This is a genomic window from Pseudomonas sp. HC1(2025), assembly GCF_058742075.1.
Genome location: NZ_CP196017.1, coordinates 4,439,715 through 4,459,888 on the forward strand (window position 1 = coordinate 4,439,715; position 20,174 = coordinate 4,459,888).

General features: G+C 58.4%; 24 protein-coding genes and 1 tRNA gene. 3 read left to right on the forward strand and 22 right to left on the reverse strand.

The genetic code is table 11. The features are described from left to right. The gene (locus tag ACSSVH_RS19830; protein WP_169954675.1) at window positions 1–891 is read right to left on the reverse strand and encodes a LysR family transcriptional regulator; all 891 of its coding nucleotides are present in this window, start codon (window positions 889–891) and stop codon (window positions 1–3) included. Between the two features lie 108 nt (window positions 892–999). On the opposite strand from ACSSVH_RS19830, the gene lldD reads away from it, so the two are divergent. Further along, window positions 1,000–2,142 (forward strand): FMN-dependent L-lactate dehydrogenase LldD, encoded by a 1,143-nt coding sequence (gene lldD / locus ACSSVH_RS19835; protein WP_170056857.1) that lies wholly within the window; start codon window positions 1,000–1,002, stop codon window positions 2,140–2,142. A gap of 10 nt (window positions 2,143–2,152) precedes the next feature. Here lldD and ACSSVH_RS19840 read toward each other — a convergent pair whose 3' ends face one another. Further along, window positions 2,153–2,845, reverse strand: coding sequence for an RES family NAD+ phosphorylase (locus tag ACSSVH_RS19840; RefSeq protein WP_170056856.1), 693 nt, complete (start codon window positions 2,843–2,845; stop codon window positions 2,153–2,155). Next, window positions 2,839–3,243 carry an antitoxin Xre-like helix-turn-helix domain-containing protein gene (locus ACSSVH_RS19845; protein WP_492633632.1) on the reverse strand — a complete coding sequence of 135 codons (405 nt, stop codon included), beginning with the start codon at window positions 3,241–3,243 and terminating at the stop codon, window positions 2,839–2,841. Before ACSSVH_RS19845 ends, ACSSVH_RS19840 begins: the two co-directional genes overlap by 7 nt. 201 nt (window positions 3,244–3,444) lie before the next feature. Between ACSSVH_RS19845 and ACSSVH_RS19850 the strand changes: the two genes are divergently transcribed. Further along, complete coding sequence (locus ACSSVH_RS19850; protein WP_492633633.1) at window positions 3,445–4,251, forward strand: hypothetical protein; 807 nt, start codon at window positions 3,445–3,447, stop codon at window positions 4,249–4,251. Window positions 4,252–5,099: 848 nt separating this feature from the next. Here ACSSVH_RS19850 and ACSSVH_RS19855 read toward each other — a convergent pair. From ACSSVH_RS19855 to ACSSVH_RS19940, 18 genes are all read right to left on the reverse strand, one after another. Further along, window positions 5,100–5,175: transfer RNA gene (locus ACSSVH_RS19855), tRNA-Lys, on the reverse strand. 63 nt (window positions 5,176–5,238) lie between these two features. Next, window positions 5,239–5,928, reverse strand: a complete 690-nt coding sequence (gene queC / locus ACSSVH_RS19860; protein WP_170056853.1) for a 7-cyano-7-deazaguanine synthase QueC — start codon at window positions 5,926–5,928, stop codon at window positions 5,239–5,241. A 1-nt stretch (window position 5,929) separates the two neighbouring features. After that, entirely contained in the window at window positions 5,930–6,577 is a 648-nt protein-coding gene (gene queE / locus ACSSVH_RS19865) for a 7-carboxy-7-deazaguanine synthase QueE (protein ID WP_170056852.1), read from the reverse strand. 165 nt (window positions 6,578–6,742) lie between these two features. Then, a complete protein-coding gene (gene ybgF, locus ACSSVH_RS19870) occupies window positions 6,743–7,567 on the reverse strand; it encodes a tol-pal system protein YbgF (RefSeq protein ID WP_169954667.1) in 825 nt (274 codons plus the stop codon). Between the two features lie 6 nt (window positions 7,568–7,573). Further along, window positions 7,574–8,074 (reverse strand): peptidoglycan-associated lipoprotein Pal, encoded by a 501-nt coding sequence (pal, locus tag ACSSVH_RS19875; protein WP_029300299.1) that lies wholly within the window; start codon window positions 8,072–8,074, stop codon window positions 7,574–7,576. 55 nt (window positions 8,075–8,129) lie between these two features. Further along, window positions 8,130–9,410: a Tol-Pal system beta propeller repeat protein TolB gene (tolB, locus tag ACSSVH_RS19880; protein ID WP_169851059.1), complete on the reverse strand. Its 1,281-nt coding sequence runs from the start codon at window positions 9,408–9,410 to the stop codon at window positions 8,130–8,132. 17 nt (window positions 9,411–9,427) lie between these two features. Next, entirely contained in the window at window positions 9,428–10,519 is a 1,092-nt protein-coding gene (gene tolA / locus ACSSVH_RS19885) for a cell envelope integrity protein TolA (RefSeq protein WP_492633634.1), read from the reverse strand. Then, the gene (gene tolR / locus ACSSVH_RS19890; protein ID WP_162473200.1) at window positions 10,519–10,971 is read right to left on the reverse strand and encodes a protein TolR; all 453 of its coding nucleotides are present in this window, start codon (window positions 10,969–10,971) and stop codon (window positions 10,519–10,521) included. Before tolR ends, tolA begins: the two co-directional genes overlap by 1 nt. A 23-nt stretch (window positions 10,972–10,994) precedes the next feature. Then, a complete protein-coding gene (gene tolQ, locus ACSSVH_RS19895; RefSeq protein ID WP_029300305.1) occupies window positions 10,995–11,690 on the reverse strand; it encodes a protein TolQ in 696 nt (231 codons plus the stop codon). Window position 11,691: 1 nt separating this feature from the next. Continuing rightward, entirely contained in the window at window positions 11,692–12,147 is a 456-nt protein-coding gene (gene ybgC / locus ACSSVH_RS19900) for a tol-pal system-associated acyl-CoA thioesterase (protein ID WP_169954666.1), read from the reverse strand. 138 nt (window positions 12,148–12,285) lie between these two features. Then, entirely contained in the window at window positions 12,286–13,344 is a 1,059-nt protein-coding gene (gene ruvB / locus ACSSVH_RS19905; protein WP_169954665.1) for a Holliday junction branch migration DNA helicase RuvB, read from the reverse strand. Continuing rightward, on the reverse strand, window positions 13,345–13,956 hold the full coding sequence (gene ruvA, locus ACSSVH_RS19910; RefSeq protein ID WP_003193868.1) for a Holliday junction branch migration protein RuvA: 612 nt from the start codon (window positions 13,954–13,956) through the stop codon (window positions 13,345–13,347). A gap of 63 nt (window positions 13,957–14,019) precedes the next feature. After that, the gene (gene ruvC / locus ACSSVH_RS19915; protein WP_005790910.1) at window positions 14,020–14,544 is read right to left on the reverse strand and encodes a crossover junction endodeoxyribonuclease RuvC; all 525 of its coding nucleotides are present in this window, start codon (window positions 14,542–14,544) and stop codon (window positions 14,020–14,022) included. Between the two features lie 158 nt (window positions 14,545–14,702). Next, window positions 14,703–15,449, reverse strand: coding sequence for a YebC/PmpR family DNA-binding transcriptional regulator (locus tag ACSSVH_RS19920; protein ID WP_038442836.1), 747 nt, complete (start codon window positions 15,447–15,449; stop codon window positions 14,703–14,705). A 135-nt stretch (window positions 15,450–15,584) separates the two neighbouring features. Continuing rightward, the gene (aspS, locus tag ACSSVH_RS19925; RefSeq protein WP_029300316.1) at window positions 15,585–17,360 is read right to left on the reverse strand and encodes an aspartate--tRNA ligase; all 1,776 of its coding nucleotides are present in this window, start codon (window positions 17,358–17,360) and stop codon (window positions 15,585–15,587) included. Between the two features lie 110 nt (window positions 17,361–17,470). Continuing rightward, complete coding sequence (locus tag ACSSVH_RS19930; protein WP_057441377.1) at window positions 17,471–17,692, reverse strand: FmdB family zinc ribbon protein; 222 nt, start codon at window positions 17,690–17,692, stop codon at window positions 17,471–17,473. 163 nt (window positions 17,693–17,855) lie between these two features. Next, on the reverse strand, window positions 17,856–18,206 hold the full coding sequence (locus ACSSVH_RS19935; RefSeq protein WP_169954664.1) for a ribbon-helix-helix domain-containing protein: 351 nt from the start codon (window positions 18,204–18,206) through the stop codon (window positions 17,856–17,858). A gap of 192 nt (window positions 18,207–18,398) precedes the next feature. Further along, a complete protein-coding gene (locus ACSSVH_RS19940; RefSeq protein WP_029300319.1) occupies window positions 18,399–18,872 on the reverse strand; it encodes a Dps family protein in 474 nt (157 codons plus the stop codon). 407 nt (window positions 18,873–19,279) lie between these two features. Here ACSSVH_RS19940 and ACSSVH_RS19945 point away from each other — a divergent pair, with 407 nt between their 5' ends. Continuing rightward, the gene (locus ACSSVH_RS19945; protein WP_169954663.1) at window positions 19,280–19,882 is read left to right on the forward strand and encodes a cold-shock protein; all 603 of its coding nucleotides are present in this window, start codon (window positions 19,280–19,282) and stop codon (window positions 19,880–19,882) included. An 83-nt stretch (window positions 19,883–19,965) separates the two neighbouring features. Here ACSSVH_RS19945 and ACSSVH_RS19950 read toward each other — a convergent pair whose 3' ends face one another. After that, complete coding sequence (locus ACSSVH_RS19950; protein ID WP_057441383.1) at window positions 19,966–20,172, reverse strand: SlyX family protein; 207 nt, start codon at window positions 20,170–20,172, stop codon at window positions 19,966–19,968. Between the last annotated feature and the right edge of the window lie 2 nt (window positions 20,173–20,174).

Consider the following 20,174-nt stretch of genomic DNA (forward strand, 5'->3'; position numbering starts at 1 on the left):
CTAGCGCGCGGGAACGTTACCCATCTCGGTCGCCAGGTCCAGCCAGGCCCGCGCTGCAGGCGGCAAATGAGCATTACGCCGCCAGGTCAGGGCGATATGCCAGTCGGTCTGGGGCTCATCCAGGGATATCAGGGCAATGCCGGCATGCAGGTGCTTGTAGGCCAGCATGCGCGGCAGGAAGGCGACTCCCAGGCCCGCGCCGACCAGGTCGACGATAAAGTCGATCTGGGCGCTGCGCACCGAAACCTTCGGCGATACGCCCCGCCGCTCGCAGGCGGAAAGGATGATGCGGTTCAGGGCAAATCCGGCTTCGAACAGTATGAACGGCGAGTCGGACAAGTCGGAAAAATCCACACTGTCGCGCCCGGCCAATGGATGGCTGCTGGGCAGGACCACCATCAATGGCTCGACGCGCACGTCCTGATACTCAAACTCGCCCTCCACCGGCACCAGTAGCGCGGCTACATCCACCTCCCCCGCTTGCAGGCACTCGGCCAGCTTCTTGCTGCCATGCTCGATCAGCTCGATCTCGATCTGCGGATAACGCTGGCGGTACACCGCAAACATCGCCGCAAACAGTTCACCACTGCCCACCGGCGGCAAGCCAATGCGCAGCACGCCGCGCTTGAGCCCCAGCAGGTCATTGATCTCGGCCACCAGGTCACTGCGCTCGGCAAGCAACACCAGGGCGCGACGGTAGGCAATTTCACCGGCGGCTGTCAGTTCGTTCTTATGGCCGATGCGGCTGAACAAAGGCGTGCCTAACTCCTCTTCCAGGGTCTTGACCGCTTTGCTGACACTCGATTGCGTGAGCGAAACCATCTCGGCCGCTTGTGAGAAACTGCCTTGGCGCACCACTTCGACAAAGGCTCGCAGCGTTCGCAGATTCATGACTATTCCATTTGCGACTTGAATGAAGTTGGAAAAGTTGTTTTTACCATGAAAAGCCTTTGACTATCCTCCACCCACCGTTTTCTTTATTCCGGGGCCTCACTGTTCATGATCATTTCGTCTGCATCGGATTACCGCGAAGCCGCACGTCGCAAACTGCCGCGTTTCCTGTTCGACTACATTGACGGTGGCGCGTACGCCGAGCACACCCTCAAGGCCAACAGTTCGGACCTGGCAGACATCAGCCTGCGCCAGCGCGTCCTGCGCAACGTCGAGAGCCTGAGCCTGGAAACCACCCTGTTCGACCAACCGCTGGCGATGCCGGTGGTCATGAGCCCGGTGGGCCTGACCGGCATGTTTGCCCGGCGCGGAGAAGTGCAGGTGGCCAATGCGGCGGCCAATAAAGGCATTCCTTTTTGCCTGTCGACCGTGTCTGTGTGCCCTATCGAGGAAGTAGCGTCGCAGACTGCGCAGTCGATCTGGTTTCAACTGTATGTGTTGAAAGACCGTGGCTTCATGAAAAACGCCCTGGAGCGTGCGCAAGCCGCCGGGGTGAAAACCCTGGTGTTCACCGTCGACATGCCCACCCCCGGCGCCCGCTACCGCGATGCCCACTCCGGCATGTCCGGCCCGTACGCCGCCCAGCGACGCATGTTGCAGGCAGTGACCAAACCGGCCTGGGCGTTTGATGTGGGGCTGATGGGACGCCCGCACGACCTGGGCAACATCTCCAAATACCTCGGCAAGCCGACCCACCTTGAAGACTACATCGGCTGGCTGGCCACCAACTTCGACCCCTCCATCAGTTGGAAAGACCTGGAGTGGATCCGCGAATTCTGGAAAGGCCCGATGATCATCAAGGGCATCCTCGACCCACAGGACGCCAAGGATGCGGTGAGCTTCGGTGCCGACGGCATCGTCGTGTCCAACCACGGCGGTCGCCAGCTCGATGGCGTGCTGTCCACCGCCAAGGCCCTGCCCGAGATCGCCCAGGCAGTGGGCAGCGACCTTACGGTGCTGGTGGACTCCGGGGTGCGTTCGGGGCTGGACGTGGTGCGCATGCTCGCCCTCGGCGCCCGGGGCGTATTGCTGGGACGAGCGCCTGCCTACGCTTTGGCCGCTGATGGCCAGCGCGGTGTAGAGAATTTGCTGGAGATCTTTGCCAAGGAAATGCGCGTGGCCATGACCCTGACCGGGGTTACGTCGATTGCGCAGATCGATGAGTCAATCCTGGTGCGCGGGCAGCTCTGACCCGCCAGCGTCAGGCTTCGCTGATTTTGCTGACACTGGTGATCTGCCCATTCCAGACCATCTCGTAATGGGCGGCCTGGACAATCGACGACACCGGCCTGGGCGTCAGCAACGCCCAGCAGTGATCGCCTTCTGAGCGCACCGACAGGTAACGCAGGCCGGGACAACCGGCCTTCTTCAGCGCGCCGCCCAAGCGCTGGGCGTGGCTGTAGTCGTCAGGGTCGTAGATCGGATCGCTCATCGGCACCGACGCCGCATCCTTCATCGAGTCACCAGCAAAGCTGCACGACAACCCGCGAAAGACAAAGCGCTCATAGTTAAGGCCGTGGACCCCGGACCAATACTGGTTCTGGTGATGACGCACCTCTGCCAGCGCCGTTTCGATGGTGGCCGCCAGGTACAGCACGCCAAAATCCCCAGCGCTGAAACGCGATCCGGCCGGATTGACGTGGGTGAACGGCGCAATCGCGTAGGAGCATCCCACAATCCCGAAGGGGATTTCCCTACGGGGTATCAGCTCGATACGACCGAGCTCATTGCCCAGCCGCGGGTTGGTCAGGGCCTGGATCTGATAAAGCGCCTCAAATTCGTCGGCGTCCGCCACATCGTCAAACAACGCAATCGGCGGGAATTTGGAATTGACCAGGCGATAGGCCTGCAACGGCCCGCTGGGCAAATCGCCCAACTGGCTCACCGTCACCATTGCGCACCGCGCAGCACATCGATACGGCGGAAGGTTTCGTACAGGGAGATCATGTCGCCCTGGGCCATGATCTCCAGGGGTGAGCGCCCGTTGAAGAAGCTGTTGTGGTTGGCCATTGCAGGGAAGCCGTACACATTCTCGGGGTTATCGAACACCATGCGCAGCGTGGCATGGATGTTCAGCACAAAGCTGATGCGCTGCATCTGATCGGAATCCAGGCTCACGGACCACGCGGCCTCGCACTGCCGGGCGCGGGTGTAAGTGCTGCGCGAAATACGCAGGATGCGGCAGGCCTGGTCGCTGCTGGCCTGCCATTTTTCCAGGATGCTCACGGCCGCCCGGAGTCCGGCGACACATTGCTCCCGGGTAAACGGCTGTGCTTGCAGGGCTAGGCTCATAGTTGCCACCTCAGAATGAATCTACAGATTCAAATATAGACAAATAGAATCTGTAGATCAAATCCGTGCAACATCAGCCGTTACAACCAAAGGGCACAGTGCCAGAGTCGAATTATTTCGAATCGCACTTTACCGTTTGATGGGTGAGAATAGTTCCCGTCTACCTCTTCCCGTGTCTATTTGTATATGAGCCCCCAAGAAATGGAATTCAACGCGCCTTCTCCCTCCCGCTGGCTACTGGCCTTGTTCGGTGCGAGCCTGCTGTCACTGGCCGGTTGCCAGAGCCAAACGCCAGAGCAGGCGGCGGCCTCGGCGGCGGCACAGGTGCAACAAAAGGACGAAAAATTCATCCATACCTTCACCACGATACTGCGCAGCTACGCCCTGGCCGCCAATGAAAACGAGCTGACGGGGGTGATGAACATGATCATGACCGTCGACGCGCAGAACCACGTCGTGGACTGTTCGGCCAAACGCGGGACCCTGCTGCCCAACGAGGGCCAGAACAACCTGCGCCAGGCCAAGCTGGCCAAACTGGTGACTGAACTGTGCTGGACCACCCTCTTTCCCGAGGTCTCGCCCAAGGTCTTCGCCAACGCCAAGGACACCCAGGTGATTGTCGCGCCCATGGTGTTCACCCCTCTGATGGGGCTTTCGGATGAACAGCAACAACTGCAGAAAACACGAATCGACCTGTATAGGCAGATACGTTTTTTCCGTGAACAGCTGTTTGTCGGGCATGACATCCAGAGTATTGGCGTCGCCAGCTTCCACCTCATCGCCGATGCGCAAGGCAAAGTGAATGAGTGCATGGTCAACCTGAATCAGAGCCCGTACCGCTCACAGGGCTTCAAGGTAGATAGCGCGTTGCAGCAACGCCTTGTCACGCAGTGCAAACTGCTGGACCTGCGAAAGATGCCGGGGTTTGCCAACTACCCCAAGGGCCTGCCCATGGGGTATGTGCAGGTGGACTACAGCCCGTGGATGAATGGGCATGAGCAGCCTTGAGCCTAACGCTGGTGCGGGGCTCTCGGGGTTTCACATCAGCAAGCCCAAACACCTCCCACGAACTTATAACGTCACCCAACATTATTCATAACAATTATAAAAAACATCAAACATCTCATGAAACCTGTCAACTATGACAGTAGACACATCCCAAAAACCCAGAGCATAGTTTCATGTGGGGAAACGCACATCTAGAGGAATCATAAAATGAAAAGCTCAATCATTGGATTTCTTCTAGCATTTGCAGTTCTGCTTCAAATGCAAGCAGCCAATGCTGAAGACAACAACACATGTAAAAATGCCTGGCAGAGTAGCCCTGCCTATCAGTCCTGCAGCAAGGGAGACACTGTGCCGGTGGGAAACGCCGGCGTCATTCAAGTAGTGCGACTCAACGCCGAGGGCGCTTGCTGGATTACCGCAAGCTGTCGTATGGCCAACGGTGGAGATTTCATAACCTCCTTCAATGGCCCCGCAGCGGAGGTAAAAACCATAAATAACTGTAATGGAACTTTAAAGGCGTCGTCGTGCTAGTTGTCTAGTGACGCGGTATTAAAATGCGACATCAATTCTGATCTTGCACACCTGTCAAGTAAGTACAACTGCACAGTTTACTTACTTGGCATAACCTCTACTGTTCTGAAAAAGCGGACCCGGCTGGGTTTACCTGGCGACAGCTACAAATAATGGCTTGGGTGTTGTATCCGCAGTCGAAGACGGTGCTGCTAGTCGATGCGAATGTCGTGTCACCCTTCAGGCGAGCCATCGAGCCCGCGCTTTTGTCCCAGGCAAAAAAAAACCCGGAAATCCTCACTTGCGTGGGCCTTCCGGATTTTCTAAACCGCCAAAAATGGTGGGTCGTGTGGGATTCGAACCTACGACCAATTGGTTAAAAGCCAACTGCTCTACCAACTGAGCTAACGACCCGCTGTGTGGTGGCGCGTATAATACTGATTTCTAAGGATTATTCAACACCTTATTTTAAATAAATCAGAAATAACGCGTCGGGTCAGTAATTCCGGCCGCTTGGAAGCCTTCGGCGCGCAGGCGGCAGCTGTCACATTTCCTACAAGCACGACCGTCATTGTCCGCCTGGTAGCAGGAAACAGTCAGCGAGTAGTCGACACCAAGCCCTACACCCGCCTTGACGATCTGCGCCTTGCTCAGGTTTTGCAGTGGCGCCTGGATACGGAAGCCATGCCCTTCTACGCCAGCCTTGGTCGCCAGGTTGGCCATGCGCTCGAACGACTCGACGAACTCTGGGCGACAGTCCGGGTAGCCGGAGTAATCCACCGCGTTGACGCCGATAAAGATGTCGCGGGCGTTAAGCACCTCTGCCCAGCCCAGGGCCAGCGACAGGAACACGGTGTTACGGGCCGGCACGTAGGTGACCGGGATGCCCTCAGTGGGCGCCTCAGGCACGTCAATGGAGCTGTCGGTCAGGGCCGAGCCGCCAATGCCATTGAGGTTCAAGCCGATCACCTTGTGCTCCACCACGCCGAGGTCGTGGGCGACACGGGCGGCGGCGTGCAACTCGGCATGGGAGCGCTGGCCATAGTCGAAGCTCATGGTGTAGCAGCTATAGCCCTCGGCACGCGCCATCGCCACCACGGTCGCGGAGTCGAGGCCGCCAGATAGCAGGATTACGGCACGTTTTTGATCAGTCGTTTGTTCAGTCATTTCAGCGTCCTGGCTCGTCGTTCCAAAGGTATTTATGCAGCTGCAATTGCAGGCGCACCGGCAGATTGTCCGCGACCACCCAATCTGCGAGGTCGCGAGCGTTCAAGTCATGGTGGCTTGGAGAGAACAGCACCTCGCCGGCGCGTCGGTCCAGGCCGTACTGGATCAGCTTGGAATTGGCCCAGTCATAGTCGTCCCGCGAGCAAATGACAAACTTGATCTGGTCGTTGGCGGTCAGCAGCTCGATATTCTCATAACGGTTGCGATGCGCTTCTTTGGAGTCCGGGGTCTTCAAGTCAACCACGCGGCTGACGCGCGGATCGACCGCGGAAATATCCAGGGCGCCACTGGTTTCCAGCGACACCTCGTAACCGGCGTCACACAACTGCCTGAGCAAAGGAATGGCATTGGGCTGGGCCAGGGGCTCGCCGCCCGTCACACAGACGTAACGCGGCCGGAAGCCTGCAACCTGCTCCAGGATATCGTCGAGGGTACGAATGGTGCCGCCGCTGAAGGCGTAGGCGCTGTCACAGTACTGGCAGCGCAACGGGCAGCCGGTGAGGCGCACAAATACTGTGGGCAGGCCGGCAGTGCGCGTTTCACCCTGTAACGAGTAAAAAACTTCGGTGATGCGTAATGTGTCTTGCATAGTCGCCACGGGCGTAACAGCTAAACAGGCTGTCCGCCTCCGTCAGGCACTTCATGGGATCCCGGCAAAGCGTGAACCCCAGAAAGCGTATTTCATAAAAGGGCGTGGATTCTAACGAAAAAACCCGCGACAGGCGCGGGTTTCTTCCAAGCGGGACAGCAATGCTTACAAGCGTTGCAAATCACGCTGAGCCAACTGGGCGGCAGAGGTACCTGGATATTGGGCCACTACCTGCTGAAGAATGCCTTTGACCTTGTCGGTATGACCCAGGCGGCGCTCTACATCAGCCAGTTTGTAAAGCGAATCAGGCACCTTGGCGTGCTTGGGGTAAAGCTGGCTGACCTTGGCAAACGCCTGGCCTGCACCCTGCAAATCACCCTTGGCCAGGTTGACCTCACCCAACCAATACTGGGCATTACCCGCGTACTGGCTGTTTGGATAACGACCCAGGAAAGCGGTGAACGCCTTGCTGGCCTTGTCGAAATCCTTGGCCTTGATCAGGTCGAAGGCTGCGTCGTAATACAGCTTTTCCTTCGCCGGATCAGCCGGTTCGCTGCTGGCGGCAGGGGCCTGAGTGGCGCCTGCGGCTGCACCACCGGCGGCGCTTGCGGCGCCACCGGCAGAAGAATTATCAGGAGTAGCGGCTGGTGTAGCGCCGGCTCCTATACGTCGGTCAAGATCCTGGTAACGCTCCAGGCCTTCCTGCTTGAGCTGACGCACTTCATTTTGCAGAACTTCAATGGTGCCTTGTTGCTGCGCCAATTGATCCTGCATGCGTTGCAGTTGGTTGAACAGTTCGCCCTGTGCCGAAGGAGCGGCCGTGGCCGCTCCCCCCGCATAGGCGCCGTTCGTGCCATAACCTGCAGGTGGATAGCTGCTCCCACTATTGTTATAGCCAGAGTTGCTATCTTCCACGGGAACCGCAGCCCACACCGCAAGCGGTGCAAGGCTGAGAGCCAATACGGTTACAACACGACGGCACGTTCGCATGACGAATTACTTACGCAGTTCGACGCGACGGTTTTGAGCCCAGGATTGCTCGTCGTTGCCGGTAGCAACTGGACGCTCTTCACCGTAGGAAACCAGTTCCAGCTGAGCTGGGGAAACACCTTGCAGTACCAGGTAGCGCTGAACGGCTTTCGCACGACGCTCGCCCAGTGCCATGTTGTACTCACGAGTACCACGTTCGTCGGTGTTGCCTTCCAGAACAACGCGAGCGCCGTTACCTTTCAGGTCTTTCGCGTGAACGTCCAGAGCGCGCATGGCTTCTGGCTTCAGGTCCGAACTGTCGTATTCGAAGTAGAAAGTGGTGATCGCGCGCAGAGCAGCTTCTTCGCTCAGGGAGCCGTCAACTGCACCAGTGTTGGCGCCGTAACCAGCGTTTGGATCAACAGCTGCGCCTTCACCGGCATTGTCGCCGCCTTTAGACGAGCAACCAACGGCTACGGACAGAGCCAGAGCCAGAGCAGCAAACTTACCAAACTTCAGCATTTCCATCGTGAAACTCCTAATGAACCCCAGTGTGTTAAGTACTTCTTTTTGTAGCGCCGCGTCAGTTCAGGTAAGGGGACCAGGACGGTTCTCTGACTTCGCCTTGTGCGGTAGGAAGCGGGAGCCTTACGCGTCCATTAATGGACACGAGCATCAAGACTCCCCGGCCCTGCTGGCGGGTGGCGTAGATTACCATGGTGCCGTTGGGCGCAACAGTAGGCGACTCATCAAGAGTGCTATCTGTGAGGATTTTTACGCTTCCGCGCTGCAAATCCTGGGCCGCCACCTTGAAATTAGTGAAACCATCCTGGCGATGGATCATTACCAGGGTCTTTTCATCCGCCGAAAGCTTCGGATTGGCGTTGTAGTTACCAATAAAGGTCACACGCTCCGCACCACCACCGCCAACGCTGCTCTTGTAGATCTGCGGTTTGCCGCCACGGTCTGACGTGAAGTAGATGGTCGAACCATCCTTGCCCCAGAACGGCTCGGTGTTGATACCAGGGCCGGAAGTGACACGGGTGATCTGGCGCGAACCGAGGTTCATCACGTAGATATCCGGGTTACCGTCCTTGGACAGTACGAATGCCAGGCGATTGCCATCCGGCGACCAGGCTGGGGCACCGTTCAGGCCTTCAAAGTTGGTGATCTGCTCACGGCGACCGGTGTCGATGTGCTGGACGAAGATGCGCGGACGCTTCTGCTCAAACGACACGTAGGCAATACGCTTGCCATCTGGCGCAAAACGCGGCGACAGGATCGGCTCGCGCGATTGCAACAGGGTCACTGCCCGGGCACCGTCGTAGTCCGAACGTTGCAGGGTGTAGCGGGTGTTGTTCACCGAGAAACGCTCAGCCGTCACGTACAACATGCGGGTAGAGAACGCACCCTTGATACCCACCAGTTTCTCGAACGACTGGTCGGCAATGTAGTGCGCCATGTCCCGCAGTTGGTCAACGCTGCCCGACACGCTACCGGTCAGCACTTGCTGCTCGGTGGCCACGTTGAACAGAGCGTATTGCACCTGCAAGCGACCGCCTGCTGGAACGATGCTACCTACCATCAGGTACTGGGCGCCCAGGGCTTTCCAGTCACGGTAGATCACTTCGCTGCCTTGGGTCGGCTGGCTGATCATGTTCTGTTTCGGAATTGGCGCGTAGTAACCCGAGTTGCGCAGGTCATTACCAATGATTTCCGCCATATCGTCCGGCAGCACGCTGCCGCCCTGCCAGCCAAACGGTACAACCGCAATCGGGGTGGCCCGATCGCTACCGCTGGTTACCAGGATGTTCTTTTCATCCGCCGCCGCTATCCCTGCCATACAGCAAATAACGACAAGCATTCCTCGAAGAAGGTTTCTCACAAGGCTAGATCCTCAGGTGTGAATGTCATCTTGAATGAACGATAGGGAGCGAAGTCGCTTGGTTTCATTCCCTGCATCTCGGTCAACCGGCCAATATTCTTGACCGCTGCAACCGCTGAACTGTCGAACGAACCGTCGCCACTGGACTTGGCCACGCTGACCGAAGTCACCGTACCGTCTGGCAACATGCCGATCTGCAGCACGACTGTCATGCCTTTGCGTGCCGAAGGTGGACGTGTCCAGCCTTCTGCTGCGCGAGCGCGAATCAGATCGTCGAAACTGCCCGCGACTTCGTCACCACGTTCATCGGCCAAGGCCTGCTGACGTTGCGGCGTGTCGGAAAGCAAATCTGCCAAGGCCTGGGCCTTTTTATCTTCGGCGGATTTACGTGCTGCTTCCTGGGCCTTTTTCTTGGAGGCGTCGGCGGCAGCTTTCTTCTTCGCATCATCGGCGATTTTCTTCTTCGCCTCGTCTGCTTCAGCTTTTTTCTTGGCGTCTTCGGCGGCTTTCTTCTTCGCGTCTTCGACTATCTTTTTCTTGGCTTCTTCAGCGGCCTTTTTCTTGGCCTCTTCTTCAGCCGCTTTCTTGGCTTCTTCTTCAGATTTCTTCTTGGCTATATCAGCCAGTTGTTTCTCTTCGGCTTTTTTGGCTTCGGCAGCTTTCTCGGCTTTCTTGGCTTCATCAGCCTTTTTCGCCTCGTCGGCCTTCTTCGCCTCGTCGGCCTTCTTCGCTTCGTCAGCCTTTTTCGATTCTTCGGCCTTTTGAGCCGCCTCGTCTTTCTTTTGTTCCGCAGCAGCCTTCACCGCTTCCTGCTCGACCTTCTTCTGTTCCATCTGTTCGACTTCAGTCTGGCGCGCAGCCGACTTCTGGGCCTCACCGGCAATCTTCTGATTGGTCTGGGTGGTGGCCTGACTTTTCGATTTCAGCTGATACAGGGTCGCCTGCACGATCGGCTTGGCTGGCGGCAGCTCCGGGGTCATGGCAAAGCTGACAAACAGCATGCCAAACACCAGAACGTGCAGGGCAATCGCCCAGACGCTAGGCCAGAAGAAGCTTTCCGAGGCGGACGGCTCTCGCTGTTGCTGCATCAGGGCGCCTCGGTAATCAAGCCAACATTACCGACCCCGGCCTTCTGCAGCCCGCCCATGGCGCCCATGACGGAGCCGTAGTCGACCGACTTGTCACCGCGGATGAACACCTGGGTGTGCTTGCCGCCTTCATTGCCGGCGCGGATGATTTTGGTCACGGCGTCGGTCATCTGCGGCAAGGTCATGGCCTTGTCCTGTTGCTTCTGGGTGTCGACTTCGCTGCCAAGATTCCAGTAATAGGTCTTGTCAGCCTTGATCGAAATGGTCAGGACCTGGGTGTTGTTGTCCTGCGGCAAGGCTTCGCTGGAAACCTTGGGCAGATCAACCTTCACCCCCTGATTGAGCATCGGCGCGGTCACCATGAAGATCACCAGCAGCACCAGCATCACGTCGATGTAAGGCACTACGTTCATCTCGGCGACCGGCTTGCGCTTTTTGCGAGCTCGAGCGATTAAAGCCATTGGGAATTACCTGCTTATTCTTCGCTGGTGTGCACTTTACGGTGCAGGATCGCCTGGAATTCATCGGCGAAGGTGTAGTAACGGCCAATCAGGGTTTCGCTGGTGGCGGCGAAACGGTTGTAGGCAATTACTGCGGGGATTGCAGCGAACAAGCCGATGGCAGTGGCGATCAGCGCTTCGGCGATACCCGGGGCCACGGTGGCCAGGGTCGCTTGCTGGGCCGTTGCCAGGCCACGGAAGGAGTTCATGATGCCCCATACGGTGCCGAACAGGCCGATATACGGGCTGACCGAACCGACGGTGGCCAGGAACGGCAGGCTCTGCTCGAGCTTTTCTTCCTCACGGGAGATCGCTACGCGCATCGCACGGGCCACGCCTTCCATGACCGCTTCAGGGTCGACGCCGGACTGCTGGCGCAGGCGGGAAAATTCCTTGAAGCCGGCACGAAAGATCTGCTCGACGCCCGAGTCCGGGTCCGGGTTGCTGCCCGCCTGGCGATATAGCTTGGACAGGTCGATACCCGACCAGAAGCGCTCTTCGAAGCTCTCCAGGGCGCGTCGACCGGCGCGCAGCAGGTTGCTGCGCTGGAAAATCATGACCCATGAGGTAACCGATGCGGCTACCAGGGTCAGCATGACCAGTTGAACCACGACACTGGCATTGCTGACCAGGCTCCACATGGAGGAATGGTCGACGACGGTAGGTTCCACGCTAAATCTCCTGCTTTGATTGTTGACCCGCGCCGCTCACGTTGGCAAAGGCCGCACGTAGAGTTTCGGGAATGGCCCTGGGTTTCAAACTGTTGGTGCGCACACACGCCACCAGGAACTGCCCCTCACAGAGCAGCGTTGCATCCGTTGCCCGCCTGACCTGCTGTTTAAAGCGCAGGCTGGCACGGTTCAATTCGATTACTTGCGCGCTGACCAGCAATTCATCGTCCAGTCGCGCCGGCGCGTAGTAACGGGCCTCGCTGGAATGCACGACAAATAACAGGTCCTCCCCTGCCAGCTGGGATTGGGCAAAGCCCAGCTCCCGTAGCCGCTCGGTTCGAGCCCGCTCCATGAACTTTAGATAATTGACGTAATACACGATGCCGCCCGCATCGGTGTCCTCGTAATAAACGCGACAGCGATGTGCGAACGACTGATCCCCGTTTTGCGCGCGCATACTCTAGTGCTTACTCCTCAGGTTGCCAATCCGGCCAGGCAACTGTTTTTCATTCTCTGCAGTATTTCTAACGAAAGAATGACGACGCCAGCCACTAGGACAGCACAAACGCCGAATAAATCGACCCGCCATGCCTTTTTAATCGTCCACTGCATCGAGGAATTCGTCTACCACAGGCATCTCCCCCAATCGTGACGGAATGTTTAACCCAAAGTGCAGATACGCGTGGCGCGTGACCACCCGCCCCCTTGGCGTACGCATGATGTAACCCTGTTGAATCAGGTACGGCTCCAGCACATCCTCAATGGTATGGCGCTCCTCACTGATGGCGGCGGCCAGGCTATCCACGCCCACCGGCCCACCATCGAACTTCTCGATCATGGTCAACAGCAGGCGCCGGTCCTGATGGTCGAAGCCATGTTCATCGACGTCCAGCAGGTTCAACGCCAGGTCGGCCACAGCCTTGGTGATATGGCCCTTGGCCCGCACCTCGGCAAAATCGCGCACCCGGCGCAACAAACGGTTGGCAATCCGCGGTGTGCCACGGGCCCTGCGGGCAATCTCGAAGGCGCCTTCCGGGTCGAGCGGCAAGCTGAGAATCCCCGCCGAACGGCTGACAATCGTCGCAAGGTCAGCAGTGCTATAGAACTCTAGACGTTGAACAATGCCGAAACGGTCTCGCAACGGGTTGGTCAACATGCCGGCACGGGTGGTGGCGCCGACCAGGGTAAACGGCGGCAGGTCGAGCTTGATCGAGCGCGCGGCCGGCCCTTCGCCAATCATGATATCCAGCTGGAAATCTTCCATGGCCGGGTATAGCACTTCTTCGACGATGGGCGACAACCGGTGGATTTCGTCGATGAACAGCACGTCATGGGGTTCAAGGTTGGTCAGCAACGCAGCCAGGTCGCCCGGGCGCTCCAGCACCGGGCCGGAGGTGCTCTTGATCGACACGCCCATTTCCTGGGCGATGATGTTGGCCAGGGTAGTCTTGCCCAGCCCCGGCGGGCCGAAGATCAGCGTGTGGTCCAGGGACTCGGCACGCCCACGTGCCGCCTGGATGAACAGCTCCATCTGCTCGCGCACGGTGGGCTGGCCAATGTAATCGGCAAGGCTCAGGGGGCGGATGGCCCGGTCCTGGACCTCTTCACGGTCGCGAGGGCCGGTGGCTGCAATCAGACGATCAGCTTCAATCACTTAAATCATTCCCTTCAGGGCTCGGCGGATCATGTCTTCAGCGCTCAGGTTCTTGTCCTTGATGGCCGACACTGCCTTGCTGGCCTCCTGTGGCTTGTAGCCAAGGGAGATCAGCGCATTGACGGCGTCACTTTCGGCGCTGGCGACTTGGGCCGCCGGCATATCCGGCTGGTTTGGCACCAGCGCAAACATGCTTGGCACCACTTCCCAGGCTTTGAAGCGATCCTTGAGCTCCACCAGCAGGCGCTCAGCGGTTTTTTTGCCGACACCCGGCACCTTGGTCAGCGCCGAGGTGTCCTGGGCCGAAACAGCACGTACCAACTCGTCCACTTCCAGGCTCGACATCAAGGCCAGGGCCAGTTTCGGGCCAACGCCATTGAGGCGGATCAGCTCGCGGAAGAAGTCGCGGTCGCGCTTGCCGATGAAACCATAGAGTAGTTGCGCGTCTTCGCGCACCACCAGATGGGTGTGCAACGTTATCGGTTCACCGACCGACGGTAGGCGGTACAGGGTGGTCATGGGCACTTCCAGCTCATACCCCAGCCCGTTTACATCCAGAATCAGGTGCGGCGGCTGTTTCTCAGCCAGGGTGCCGCGCAAGCGTCCAATCACGGTTCAGATCCTTAAAGCTTGAGGTCAGATCGAGGCCCGACCATAACGATTGCGCTGATGCTATCAGAGACGCAGGCGCCCGCCACGACTGCGTGCCGTGCCAAGGCCGTGAGGCAGCAGGCTGGAGCGGGTGTGGGCATGGCAAATGGCGATGGCCAGGGCGTCAGAAGCGTCGATCTGTGGCTTGGAGGTGAGTTTGAGCATATGCATGACCATCATCTGCACCTGCTCTTTATTCGCCGCGCCGGTGCCAACCACCGCCTGCTTGACCTGGGTCGCGGTGTATTCGGCGATTTCCATCCCCTCCTCCGCTCCGGCGACGATGGCGGCGCCGCGGGCCTGGCCCAGCTTGAGGGCCGAGTCGGCATTTTTGGCCATGAATACCTTTTCGATGCCCATGGTCACCGGCCCGTAGGTCTGGATCACTTCACGCACGCCGCGATAGACGATCTGCAAACGCTCGGCCAGCTCCCCGGCGCCGGTACGGATACATCCCGACGCCACGTAGATACAGCCACGCGGGGTCTGCTGCACCACGCCAAAGCCGGTGATGCGCGAACCGGGGTCGATACCTAGGATTAAAGTCATAACGCCTGCAGGTTGGGTAAACACATTTTTTGATACAGCGAAGATCCAATGTGGGAGCGGGCTTGCTCGCGAAAGCGGTGTTTCAGTCAACGCATGTACTGACTGACAAACCGCTTTCGCGAGCAAGCCCGCTCCCACATTATGGTCTACACCAGCCTTCAGACTAGCTGTGCGGCCACGTCTTCTGGAATGTCGGCGTTGGAGTAGACGTTCTGCACATCATCCAGGTCTTCAAGCATGTCCAGCATCTTGAGCACCTTCTGCGCGCCGTCCAGGTCCAGTTCGGCGCTGGTGGTCGGCAGCATGACAATTTCCGCGTCGGTGCCTTTGAAACCCGCCGCTTCCAGGGCGTTACGCACCGCGTAGAAGCCGGCAAACGAGGTGAATACGTCGATGGAGCCGTCTTCGTTGGTCACCACATCGTCGGCATCCGCCTCCATCGCAGCTTCCATCAGCGCGTCTTCATCGGTGCCCGGCGCGAAGGTAATCTGGCCCTTGCGCTCGAACAGATAGGCTACCGAACCATCCGTACCCAGGTTGCCGCCACACTTGCTGAACGCATGGCGTACGGCCGCCGCGGTACGGTTGCGGTTGTCGGTCATGCACTCAACCATCACCGCAACGCCGCCCGGGCCGTAGCCTTCATAGGTCAGTTCGACCATATCGTCGGTATCGGCCGCACCGGCCCCGCGGGCCACGGCGCGGTCGATGATGTCGCGGCTCATGTTGGCGCCCAGGGCCTTGTCCAGCGCCAGGCGCAGGCGTGGGTTGGAGCCAGGATCACCGCCGCCCTGGCGGGCAGCGACAGTCAGTTCACGAATCCACTTGGTGAAGATCTTGCCTTTCTTGGCATCCTGACGCTCTTTGCGGTGCTTGATGTTCGCCCACTTGGAATGGCCAGCCATAACACAACTCCGAAATTCTCTAGAAACCTTTCAATCCCGCCCCAGGCGAGATTTCCCTCTTTTAAACGCAAAGGCGCATCCGAAGATGCGCCTTTTTGACTGCGTACAACCTTATCGCGCTTTCACGCCGCAGCCTTACTCAGCCTTCGGCGCCTCGCGCAGACGGATGTGCAGCTCGCGCAGTGCCTTGGCATCCACCACACCTGGAGCCTGGGTCATGACGTCCGCAGCACTCTGGGTTTTCGGGAAGGCAATCACTTCACGGATCGACTGGGCACCGGTCATCAGCATCACCAGGCGGTCAAGGCCGAAGGCCAGGCCGCCGTGGGGTGGAGCGCCGTACTTCAGGGCGTCGAGCAGGAAGCCGAACTTCTCTTCCTGTTCCGCTTCGTTGATGCCCAACAGGCGGAACACCGACTGCTGCATCTCTTTGCGGTGGATACGGATCGAACCGCCACCCAGCTCAGTGCCGTTGAGCACCATGTCGTAGGCACGGGACAGGGCGCCAGCCGGGTTGGCTTCCAGCTCCTGCGGCGTGCACTTGGGTGCGGTGAACGGGTGATGCAGGGCGCTGAAGCTGCCGTCGTCGTTCTCTTCGAACATCGGGAAGTCGACGACCCACATCGGTGCCCACTTGCAGGTCAGCAGGTCGAGGTCGTGGCCCAGCTTGATCCGCAGCGCGCCCAGGGCTTCGCTGACGATCTTGGCCTTGTCGGCGCCGAAGAACACGATATCGCCATCGACTGCGCCAACGCGATCGAGGATCACATTGAGCTTGTCTTCCGGGATGTTCTTGACGATTGGCGACTGCAGGCCTTCAACACCCTTGGCGCGCTCGTTGACCTTGATGTAAGCCAGGCCCTTGGCGCCGTAGATGCCGACGAACTTGGTGTAGTCGTCGATCTGTTTGCGCGGCATGCTCGCCCCGCCTGGCACACGCAGTGCGGCAATGCGGCATTTCGGGTCGTTGGCCGGGCCGCTGAATACCTTGAAGTCGACTTCCTTGAGCTGGTCGGCAACGTCGACCAGCTCCAGCGGGTTGCGCAGGTCTGGCTTGTCGGAACCGTAGCGGCGCATGGCTTCTTCGAAGGTCATGTGCGGGAACTCGCCGAATTCCAGGTCCAGCACTTCCTTGAACAGGTTGCGGATCATTTCTTCGGTCAGGCCCATGATCTCTTTTTCATCGAGGAAGCTGGTCTCGATGTCGATCTGGGTGAATTCCGGCTGGCGGTCGGCGCGCAGGTCTTCGTCGCGAAAGCACTTGGCGATCTGGTAGTAGCGGTCGAAGCCAGCGACCATCAGCAGTTGCTTGAACAGCTGCGGCGACTGCGGCAAGGCGAAGAAGCTACCGGCGTGGGTACGACTTGGCACCAGGTAGTCACGTGCGCCTTCTGGCGTAGCACGGGTCAGGATCGGCGTCTCGACGTCGAGGAAGCCGTTCTCGTCGAGGAAGCGACGGATGCTGGTGGTCATGCGCGAGCGCAGGCGCAGCTTCTCGGCCATTTCCGGACGACGCAGGTCGAGGAAGCGATAACGCAGGCGGGTTTCTTCGCCAACGTCGGAGAACTCGTTGAGTGGGAACGGCGGGGTTTCCGACTCGTTAAGCACTTCCAGCTCGTAGCCCAGGACTTCGATCATGCCCGACGCCATGTTGGCGTTGGTGGCACCGGCCGGACGCAGGCGAACCTTGCCGGTGATTTTCACGACGTATTCGCTGCGCACGCGGTCAGCGGCGGCGAAGCTCTCGGCGCGATCCGGGTCGAATACCACCTGGGCCAGACCGTCACGATCACGGATATCGAGGAAAATCACCCCGCCATGGTCGCGGCGACGGTGAACCCATCCGCAAAGGGTGATTTCCTGACCTTCCAGGGTCTCGTTCAGTTGGCCGCAATAGTGGCTGCGCATCATGGTAGTGGTTTCACTTCTCGTAATTCGAAATTCGGTGGAGTTCCTGCTCGGACACCGCACCTATTAAGTCAGGCCACGGATAATGCAGGAGCTCGCGCGTAGAGTTCAACTCAGTCTGCTTTGTCGCCGCCCGCCAGATTCTTCTTGGCGCCGGTCTTGAAGTCCGTCTCGTACCAGCCGCTACCGCTCAGGCGAAAGCCCGGCATCGACAACATTTTTTTCAGCTCGGGCGCCTGGCAAGCAGGGCAATCGACCAACGGCGCGTCGCTGATCTTTTGAATGGCTTCCAACTGATGACCACAGGAAGCGCATTGGTAATCGTACATGGGCATGGAATATCTCGGCGATCACGTCACTGCTGCGCCACGCTCCGTACCAGCCGGTATGCGCAGCAAAGGGCGAGATTATATCCGTTAAATCGAGGCTGTGCAGCCGTGGCAACGTGCAGCCCACTTAGACCAACACCTCTGCCCCCCCTGATACGGGACAACCGGCCTACATCACGCCAGCCTGATCTGCGGCGCATACCTGCCCTTTCAACGCATGAACCACACAGACCACCCTGACCAGGCCGCTGAAATTCTTGACCCCGCCATAACGCAAGTGCACCTCGCGATCCACATAGGACAGCAGCGCACTGACCGAACAGGTATTGATCCTGGCTATTTCACCAAGAATGTTCCAATAGACTTCTTCAAGCCGCAGGCATGTCGAAAAACCATTCAACCGGACAGAACGTGATAATGGCCGGGCCAACGCCATATCGAACCCTTTGACGAAGGGATCGATCTTTGTCTTGTAGACCCCGGAAGTTTCCAGCACACCTTTACTCATACTACGCGACATACACTTGACACTCCCTTGCCAAACGGCTCTTGAATACACGGCTGTTATTGGCCGTTGAGCCTATAAAACATCAAGCAGGCAAGTGCAGCCAGAAGACGGAGAGTCGCGGCTCGTAGGACAAGCCAACGCATATATCAGGAAGCAATCAGGTGCAGCCAGCGGCGCCTGCCGGGCACCACTGGCCTGCAGGGCTTACTTGCCTTCGAGCAGCGAGCGCAGCATCCAGGCGGTTTTTTCGTGGATCTGCATGCGCTGGGTCAGCAGGTCCGCGGTCGGCTCGTCGCTGACTTTATCCAGCAACGGGAAGATCCCGCGTGCAGTGCGGGTAACCGCTTCCTGCCCATCGACAAGTTGCTTGATCATGTTTTCAGCGCTGGGTACGCCTTCTTCTTCCTTGATCGAAGACAGACGGGCATAGATAGAGTAAGCACCCGGCGCTGGAAAGCCCAGGGCACGAATACGTTCGGCAATGGAGTCAACTGCCAGCGCCAGTTCGTTATATTGCTCTTCAAACATCAAGTGCAATGTGCGAAATTGCGGCCCGGTAACGTTCCAATGGAAGTTATGGGTTTTCAAATACAGTACATAGGTATCTGAAAGCAGCCGTGAAAGTCCGTCAACAATGGATTTACGATCTTCTTCACTGATACCGATATCGATTGCCATGTCTATTCCCTTCAATTGATGAATATTCATTGATCAGGTGCTTACCCACTCTAGCAAGAGTGCTCGCCTTGCGCAGCCCTGCCGCCGCACTCGGCCTGCGGCAAATCGCCCCTTTGCAACCCGCTCGACCACGAGCGGCAAGGCCTGGCGCGGTGAAAAACACCCGCACCTGTCTAGGACAAGGGTTTGCCGCATAAATGCCATGATCTTCGCAACGCCTTGAAACGCTTGATTTGAGAAGGCACAGGCTTTGCTGTTAAATAGGCAGCGTGTCGCCACCGCTATTTCCTGCGGCAAGCGGCATAGGCTGAATAATCGCGCACGTGTCCAACGCCTCCCATTGTTCAGAAGCGAACCGTGCCAGTCAGCTCTTCCTTCGTGATCCGTCTTAACGTGAGTTAATCAAAATGTTGAAAATCGTCCACCTGCTAACGGGCGCTGCAGCTTTGCTGCTGTCCTTTATCCCGAGCCTGCAACCAGAAAGCCTGCCGTACCTGCAACAACACGACGCGCTGTACCTGGCTCTGTTCGGCCTTCTCAACCTGACGCTGGCGCCAGTGATCCCCTACTGGAACAAAGGCACACGCCATCAACTGCAAAACCTGGTCAGCGCACTGCTGGTGCTGACTGTCGTCGTACAAACCCTCACCCTCCTGGCCCCCATGCCTGAAGTCGGTGGCCATCCAGCCATCCTGCTCAGCCTGGCCATTGCCGTAGTCGCTATCGTTCTTCACCTGGCCATCAGCTTCTACCGTTCGTCTGCCCCGGCCTCCTCGCAAAACTACGATATGACCAACCGGGATACCGGGACCGTCAAGTGGTTCAACACCTCCAAAGGCTTCGGTTTTATTTCCCGGGATTCGGGCGACGATATCTTCGTCCACTTCCGAGCCATTCGCGGCGAAGGCCATCGTGTCCTGGTGGAAGGCCAGCGCGTGGAGTTCTCCGTGATGAATCGTGACAAAGGCCTGCAAGCTGAAGACGTGATCGCCGCCCTGCCGCGTCGCTGATCCCAGAACAGGCCCGAAAAAAAAACCGCGATGCAGTTGATACTGCATCGCGGTTTTTTATCGCCGGGAGTTTACCCGCCCCCTTAATAATGAGGCGGCGGCGCTTCTTCCTCGGAGGATTCGAACTGCCCGCCCATTTCTTCCTGACGCTTGAGTAAGGCCGTCATCTGCAATTGCAGGCGTTCTACCGCTCGTTGCTGGGCAACCAGGATGTCATTCAAGGTCTCGATGGTGTCGTCCTGGAAAGCCAGGCGGCTCTCAAGGTCCATCACGCGGTCTTGCAGGTCCATGG